This window comes from Chitinophaga pinensis (assembly GCF_007896845.1).
Lineage (GTDB): Bacteria > Bacteroidota > Bacteroidia > Chitinophagales > Chitinophagaceae > Chitinophaga > Chitinophaga pinensis_C.
This window is the reverse complement of record NZ_VOHS01000036.1, coordinates 50973-58723: the sequence shown is the minus strand read 5'-3', so window position 1 is coordinate 58723 and position 7751 is coordinate 50973. Positions and strand designations below refer to the sequence as shown.

The 7751-nt window shown below is 45.2% G+C and carries 9 protein-coding genes; 2 read left to right on the top strand and 7 right to left on the bottom strand.

Features of this window, described 5'->3' with window-relative positions; translation table 11 throughout:
- Positions 1-224 precede the first annotated feature (224 nt).
- From FEF09_RS33560 to FEF09_RS31795, 6 genes are all read right to left on the bottom strand, one after another.
- Entirely contained in the window at positions 225-353 is a 129-nt protein-coding gene (locus FEF09_RS33560; protein ID WP_261387714.1) for an efflux RND transporter permease subunit, read from the bottom strand.
- Positions 354-591: 238 nt separating this feature from the next.
- Entirely contained in the window at positions 592-897 is a 306-nt protein-coding gene (locus FEF09_RS31815; RefSeq protein ID WP_222597101.1) for a hypothetical protein, read from the bottom strand.
- Positions 891-1043: a hypothetical protein gene (locus FEF09_RS31810; protein ID WP_222597100.1), complete on the bottom strand. Its 153-nt coding sequence runs from the start codon at positions 1041-1043 to the stop codon at positions 891-893. The genes FEF09_RS31815 and FEF09_RS31810 overlap by 7 nt, the downstream gene beginning before the upstream one ends.
- Positions 1044-1268: 225 nt before the next feature.
- Entirely contained in the window at positions 1269-1661 is a 393-nt protein-coding gene (locus FEF09_RS31805) for a biotin/lipoyl-binding protein (protein ID WP_222597099.1), read from the bottom strand.
- A gap of 238 nt (positions 1662-1899) precedes the next feature.
- A complete protein-coding gene (locus FEF09_RS31800) occupies positions 1900-2058 on the bottom strand; it encodes a hypothetical protein (RefSeq protein ID WP_222597098.1) in 159 nt (52 codons plus the stop codon).
- A 17-nt stretch (positions 2059-2075) separates the two neighbouring features.
- Entirely contained in the window at positions 2076-2477 is a 402-nt protein-coding gene (locus FEF09_RS31795) for a TetR/AcrR family transcriptional regulator (protein WP_222597097.1), read from the bottom strand.
- 520 nt (positions 2478-2997) lie between these two features.
- Here FEF09_RS31795 and FEF09_RS23915 point away from each other — a divergent pair.
- The gene (locus FEF09_RS23915; protein ID WP_146307437.1) at positions 2998-4215 is read left to right on the top strand and encodes an MFS transporter; all 1218 of its coding nucleotides are present in this window, start codon (positions 2998-3000) and stop codon (positions 4213-4215) included.
- A 364-nt stretch (positions 4216-4579) separates the two neighbouring features.
- Positions 4580-5494, top strand: coding sequence for a hypothetical protein (locus FEF09_RS23910; protein ID WP_146307436.1), 915 nt, complete (start codon positions 4580-4582; stop codon positions 5492-5494).
- Positions 5495-5621: 127 nt separating this feature from the next.
- Here the strand turns inward: FEF09_RS23910 and FEF09_RS23905 are convergent, their stop codons facing one another.
- Positions 5622-7652 carry a beta-L-arabinofuranosidase domain-containing protein gene (locus tag FEF09_RS23905; RefSeq protein WP_146307435.1) on the bottom strand — a complete coding sequence of 677 codons (2031 nt, stop codon included), beginning with the start codon at positions 7650-7652 and terminating at the stop codon, positions 5622-5624.
- Positions 7653-7751 lie beyond the last annotated feature (99 nt).

Here is a 7751-nt window from a genome sequence, read left to right as displayed (position 1 = left end):
TTCTGCGTTTTCTTGGTGGTAATACCGGCCTGCACAACTTCAGGTGGCAGCAAAACCGGTGGCTGAGGATACACGGTTCTGTACGTTCACGCTGCCTGATCGGCATTGGTTCCCAGTTTAAAATAGACGCTGATTACGAGCGAACCGTCATTCGTGGCAGAAGAGCTCATATAACTCATGTCTTCTACACCATGATTGCTTCTTCAAGCGGAGGAATGACAGATCTAAGATGTTTCGGCATTTGCGCCGGGATAGAAGGCTCTTACCTGTACGGTAGGAGGAGCAATATCCGGAAACATCTGAATGGAAGACGTTTTAGTCGACAGTCCCAGGATGACCAGGAGAATGGACACTACGGTTGCCACTACGGTCTTTCTATGAATTTCTTTAACATGATTGTAGTTTTATGTGTTTTGGGATTTTAAGGGCAAAGCAATCCCCGGGACAACAGCGCGTATTGTTTTTTACGGGTAGTTGTCAGAAGAATGCCGCCCTTGTTCAGCGGCTGCTATGGCTGCTGTGATTAGTTTTTAAGCGCTACGGTTTAGCGGTGGCATCAGCGGTTGTACGCGTGTACCTTCCTGCAGACCTTCAATACCTTCCAGTACAATGCGGTCTCCGTTTTTGAGTCCGTCGTTTTATCAGGAATGTATTGCCGGTACGTCCTACGACTGTCACTGGTTGCTTGTGTACTTTACTGCTATCACCTACTGTGTAGACAAATATTTTGTCCTGTATGCTGGTAGTAGCTGACTGCGGAATAGTGATCACATTTTCCTGTGTGAAAGTCAGTCTGATCTTACCGGTATTACCCGAGCGCAGCAATCCGTTGCTATTGGCAAAAGAAGCTCTTAGGGTGATAGCGCCACTGTTTTTATCAAATCCACCATTCACCATATCCAGCCGGCAGTTTCAGGATAAATATCTCCTGCTGCCAGGGCCAGTGATACGGGGCCGGCGCTTCTCAGCTTTTCTTCAATGCTGTTGCCTGTCAACTGATTTTTCAAGGCTGCAAATTCAGATTCACTCAGTGAGAAATACACGTGTACTACTTTATATTGGACAGATTGGTCAGTTCCTGTACATCACCTACGGAGAGCAGGCTGCCGACCTTTTTATTCAGACGGCCAATGTAACCCGGTGCCGGCGCTTTGATCAGGGTATATCCCAGATTGATCTCAGCATCTGACAGGAGTGCCTGTACCTGTTTAACACGGGCCTGTGCGGCATCCAGATTACTGTTAGCAGTTTAAGCTGCATATCTGCGACTACCTTGTTCTGCACGAGTGGTGAATCTTATTGACCTCTACCTGTGCAGCGGTAACTGCTGCCTGTGCAGCAGAAAGTTCTGCGTTTGCGTTATTCACACGTTCACGGTATACCTGATCATTGATCTTGAAAAGCGGTTGTCCCGCGGATACATAAGCACCTTCGTCAACGAAGATCTTTTCTAATGTACCACCTACCTGTGGACGGATCTCTACTTCTGCTTCACCTTCAATGGTTGCAGGATATTCGTTAACCGTTTCGGCATTACCGGTATTAACGGTAGCCATAGGTACAGAAAGTGCCGCAGTTGTAACGGCAGTCTGTTGATCGGCACACGCTGCCAGCAGCGCTGCGATGAGAGAGAATGTTATAAATGAAGTGATTGCTTTCATGATACTTTGTTTTTGTTTTTTTACCAACTGTTATAGGTGCTATTGAATTATTGCCTGTGTACTGCGCTCATTGTTTCAGGGAGCCGCACTTTGAATCATTGTTTTCATGTCTAATTTGGTTAAGGTCCTTATCGTTGTTAAGAGCTACTGAAAAAAAATTACTCTGCTATTGAGGTAATAGTGCTGTGAATGGCCTCGTGTAGTACACGTTGGTTGAGCTCTTCAGACTTGCCTTTATTCACAAGATTGATAGAGATAAGTCCATGTACGACTGACCACATGCGGAAATACTTGGTGTTGATGATTCTTCGCTCACCTCTTTGTCCTTTACCAGTTGTCTGATGATATCAGTGAACAGGGTGGCCAGTTCTTCGCTTTTGCGATGACCACTTTTCATTGAACTGCAGTGTACTTCTATACCAAACATGGCCTGATAAAGCTCTTTTTCGGTGAACGCGAAATTCCAGTAGGCGAGCCACATGCCAGTAATTGCTCCACTGTTGAAAGCATCTGACTACCGGCAGTCCTGACGCTTTGTAACAATTTTGCATAACCCTGATAAGTCAGTTCTGCTATCAATGACTCTTTGCTATCAAAATATTCGTAGATCACCGGAGCGGTATAATCAATATCCAATGCTATTCTTCGCATGTTCAAGGCTTGCCAGCCATCCTCTTTAACGATGTTGAGGGCAGCAGTCAGAATATTCCGACGGGTGTCGTCCTTTAATCGTTGTATCCGTTCTTTACTTCCCATGATGCGTTGATTTTGTAATACAAAATTGCATCGGATAATTGCTTTTCCCTTGTCCTTCATTTCGTAAAATTTGTACAATTCTATCAACCTAACATTGACAGGTCGATTTTTGGCATAATTGAACATTGTTAAACGTCAGAATACCTGGAATCCACTAGCCAATAGTTAGTTCTAACTATGTTAAGGTTGGTCTGAAATGAAAAATCATTCACCGGAAAGAAGATTTATACAAATACCTGCCGGTACCGGTACACTCAAGGGGTAGCAAAGACCAATATGCCCTTTCAACGGGCTTTACCCTGCTTATACCACTGGTTGCACACCAGTAAACCACTATATGTTCAGTATTGGAAATGAAGTAGAAACGGACATGAGGTGGACTTGATGCGGACTTGATATCATGGTGATGCGGGAAAGAAAGGAAGTGCCTGATTATCTATAGTATGACAGGGTGGTGATACATAATTGCCATAGCCGGCCGTCCATTGCTATTGCAAGAATTGTACAAAAAAAGCACAAAGAGAGACAAATGATATCTGATGCGTTTACCGGAATTTTGCAGCTCTTTTAAACAAATAGCATGGAACATACAGTGATCAGCGAAGCTCCTTCGCTTCCACATAAAAAGAAAGATATTAACAAGAACATCGTATATCTGCTGGCCTTTGGCATCTTTGGTATCATCACCACGGAATTTGGTGTGATTGGTATTCTGCCACAACTGGCAGCTCATTTCAAGGTAAGCATTGCTACTGCAGGCTGGTTGCTGACCGCTTTTGCACTGACAATTGCCGTCTTCGGCCCTTTCATTACACTGGCAGCAGGAGGTATCAACAGAAAAGTCGCATTAAGTAGTGTACTGGTCATATTCATTGTATCAAACCTGCTTTCTATCATTGCGCCCTCTTTCCCGATACTGATGATAGCAAGGATCCTGCCTGCATTCTTCCATCCGATCTTCTTTTCAGTAGCGATGGCAACAGCCGCACAATCCGTAGCGCCCAGCGAAGCGCCTAAAGCAGTATCCATTGTATTCTCCGGTGTCAGCATCGGAACAGTACTCGGTGTACCTATCTCCGTTTTCTTTGCAGATCTCTACGGATGGGAGGCAGCCTTTATTGTCTGTTCTATCGTGAACCTGATCCCTTTGATCAGTCTCCTGATATTGCTGCCTTCAATGCCTGTAAAGGAAAAATTCTCCTTTGGCAGTCAGCTGGGCATTCTGAAAAATGCAAAGATCTGGTGGAACATTACGATCGTTACCGTATTCATGGCCGGCATGTCTGCCAGTTATGGATATATGGCTGAATATTTAAAAGAAGTAGTACAGATGTCCGGCAAAGCGATCAGTCTGACCATGTTTCTTTTCGGTGTAGCCGGTGTATTCGGCAATCTGCTTATGGGCCGCTTATTAAGCATTAATATGGTTCGTTCCGTATGGCAGTTCTTTGTAGCGATTATTGCTGTACAGGTAGTATTATATTTCGTCAGCGGACTATTCTACCCTGCAGCAGCCATTGTATTATTATGGGGATTTGTGATGACCTCCGGCTATCTGCTGGGACAAACACTGATCACCAGTGCAGCTCCCAGATCGCCGGAATTTGCCAGCAGTCTCTTTGTCTCCTCTGGTAATATGGGATTCGCTATCGGACCGGTAGTCGGCGGACTGGCCTTAGAAAGTCTTGGCGTCAGCTCACTGCCATTGGTCAGTGTAGGCATCATCGCTATTGCTGCATGTATGTTTTTTCTCGAACAATTTATTTATAGTAAACGTAAAACGTCTACGCACCATTAAAGTCAACGGACCATTCCTTTTCCAATCCAGGGTGAAACAACCATTTACCTGCAGCCGTCCGCTCAAAGCGGGCGGCTTTCCTTTTATCAGTAACACAATGAATAAAGATGACATTTTATTAATGTTCTCATAACATACACTCACAAACCCTTTTATATTTTGCAGCCACCCGTTTCTCCTTATAGCATCATGTTGATCACCTTATAAGGCATGCAAATCTGTTTAACACCGTAAGAATTTCCATACAGTGCTTTAAGCATTTATACAGCAATTGAAATGCGGAGAAAATAAGTATCCTTGACCCGGTATTGCAGCAGAAAGACAGTTATCACCATCCACGTTTTTCCTTAAAAACCTATAATAAATGAAAAAGACGACCCTCTTACTGTTAAGCTGCTGTAGCTTATTACTGTTAACACAATGTCAGAAAGCTGACGAAGAAATGGTGCCTAAAATGCAGAACGAGACGGAAGTAGCTGCTGTCGCAGCTGCCGCTCCATGCGCCTGTTCTGAAAGTTCCACGAAGGTAAGCGGTACAAGCGCTCAGGCATGGGCAACACAGTTTGCTCCATTGATCAAATTTGACCGTGCGTCACCAGATTATCCAACTACTGTTGAAAACATTTTCGCCAGTTCTGATCCATCTTCCGCAGCATGTGGCGGTAAGCTGGTACTGGTTGAAAGAACAGTTCCGAGATCAAAAGATTTCCCAACCTATTTTGATGTACAGGTACATCCAAGCGATGCTGACAGGATCTTCATTGACTATTGGTGGGCTTACAAACGTCAGGAAAACTGTTTCTCTAATCTGGGAGGACATGACTATGACCTGGAGCACGTTGTTATCCAGTTCAGACAGTCTACACAGCGTATCATTTCTGTTACTTACTTCCAGCATGGTGGTTACTACACCAAAGACTACAGAAGCAAGGCAGCTGGTACAAGAGTACAGGCATGGGTAGGTAAATTTGCACATGGCATGTACCACTTCGGCAGCTCTATCACTTTGCCGGGTTATGAGTGTGCTTACTGGGGTGATTATAGAAATCCGAATGGTACACAGGATGAAGTACTGACTGGTAACAGACTGGTACAGATGAGCTGCAGTGCCTTTGAATTTAACTTCAGCGGTAACTGGGGCGATCCGGGTAAAGGACCTTTGTTCCGCGACAGATCTTACTGGAACTTCCCGGCTTGTTCTGGTACAGATGGTCCTTTCGGACAGGATGGCTGCAGTGCCTGTGACTTTGGTAACACCAAGCAGATTGGCACAATCTAGTCAATCAGGAATCAGGAATTAACAAGCAAGTGCCTGTAACCGGATATATTAACGTGTTTTTGATTTAAAATTGAAAAGAGGCTGTCCTGCGTCATATTGCGGGACAGCCTCTTTTACGCAATATCTGCTACTTCCATACCATCGGGAACTGCGATATACGCAGTTTGGTACAACCATATGGAATGAGTGTAATTTCTTCTGCCGGTGTTGTTTCCAATCCCCACATCATAGAGAACGGAACAGGACCGGTCATTTCATTATAAATACTCCACGAGGGAATGCGTTTTGCTTTCGTACGGATCAGGATCGGCGCGTGTTCCTGACTCCATGGGTAGCTTACCAGACTATCCTTTTTCTCTACTGCATACCATTGTTGCAGCTGATCTTCCGGTACTTCCAGCAAGGCATAATTCCATGGCGTAGTAGGATGCACTTCGTAATAAGCATTACCAAATGCTACCGCCTCTTTCTCAACGGCTACTTTCTTAATAGATTCTCCTATCTTTAATGCATAGGTCACCGGACCACGTTCAACAGATACAGTGTTTTCATACCATCTGCTTTGTGAAATATGCATTGGTAATTGTAATTCTACCACATCGCCTGATTTCCAGCTACGGTCTATTTTCACAATCTGGTTACCCGGCGCCTGCTGCAATACCTGTCCGTTGACTTTAATAGTCGCCTGTTTGCACCAGCCGGGCACACGCAGGTGGAATGGGAAAGAGACAGTACCTGTTTTCTTATTGGTAGAAAAAGTAAACCGGACAGATTCTCCGAATGGATAGGCTGTTTCTTCTTTGAAAGATACAGGTGTCTGTTCACCGACATAAGTAGTCACCGTGCTTGGTGCATATACCAGTGCGGCAATTCCTTTATCTGCTGTAGCGTACCAGAGGTTCTGTGTAAACTTTGGCCAGCCCTGATGCATATTGGAAGTACAACAAGGGTAGCCTGTCAGCAGACCATAACACACATCTGTGCCCGCATGATTCTGATCAAAGTTGCGTACATAGCGGGTAGCCATCACCTGATTGGCCTGCTGGAAGTACTGGCGGTCTATGAAGTTTTCAAAGACCTGTGCGGGCAATGCATTAAAAGCGATTTTCTCCAGATGATCGGCATAGGCCACATCTCCGGTGATCTCCAGAATGCTTTCCAGAGAAAACATCATTTCTACAGCGGTACACAGTTCTGAGCCCTGTGTGGGATTATTACCATGTAAGGCTTCATCACCACCATATAATCCATGGGCCATACCGTTATAAAAGCGGAGATCTTTGAAACCCGTCTGTAAGGCATCGAGGTATTTCTTCTCCGGATGCTGCTGGTAATAGATCCCCGGTTCTTTGATGCCTTGCGCCAGATTCACGCCATGAATACTAAATGGCCTGCGGAGCAGGTCGCCATGCAGGAAAGCTTCGGTATAGTCGAAGGTCTGCTTGTGTACCAGTTCTGCGAGATCCAGCAGGAATTTATCTCCGGTGATGTTATACAGCCAGTAAACAACCATGAGGTTATCCCCACCACGGTACTTTCCCCAGAAAGACCAGTGATCAAGCGGGTGTTTAGGCAGTTCGTTCAGCTGATAGCGGAAATAGTTAGTCAGCAGGGTAATCACGCGTTTGTCGCCTGTAGCAGAATAATACTGTTTCAGCACTTTGAGCATGACCATCTTCGGCCACCAATCGCGACTATTGTCGCGTTGCAGACCCGGTTCTGCCGGATAATCAGTAGCAGGACCAAAATAACCATCCGCTTGCTGACTGTTGATAGACCATTCGATCCATGGCTTTACCCTAGCGATCAGTGCGGTGTCTTTGAGAATGTAGGCCAATGGTAATAAACCATCAATCCAGTAGGGACCACGTTCCCATTGGTCGCCGTCACCACCTAACCAGCCATTTCTGTGATTCATGACCAGTGGATACAACTTATCAAGTTGTCCGGTAGCGCCGTTTTTCTGATTAACAAGCATTGTGCGCAACCATCCTTGTGGTTCTATGGAACCAAGTGGCAGTTCGATGTAAGGTTTTTCCTGCAGAGGAGCGCGGTTAGCAATGTACTGTTGGACCTGTGTGGCATTCTTCCTCGCCTGACCTGTAACGGCGCAGGAGAAGCCCATAACAAATAGTGGAATAATAGCAGTAATCTTCATATTACGTTCTTAGAAGATGAAAGATGGGCGGGTTGTTCGCCGGGAAAGAACGAAAATATAATTTATTGCCAGTTTATTATAGCGAATTATAGACAGGAT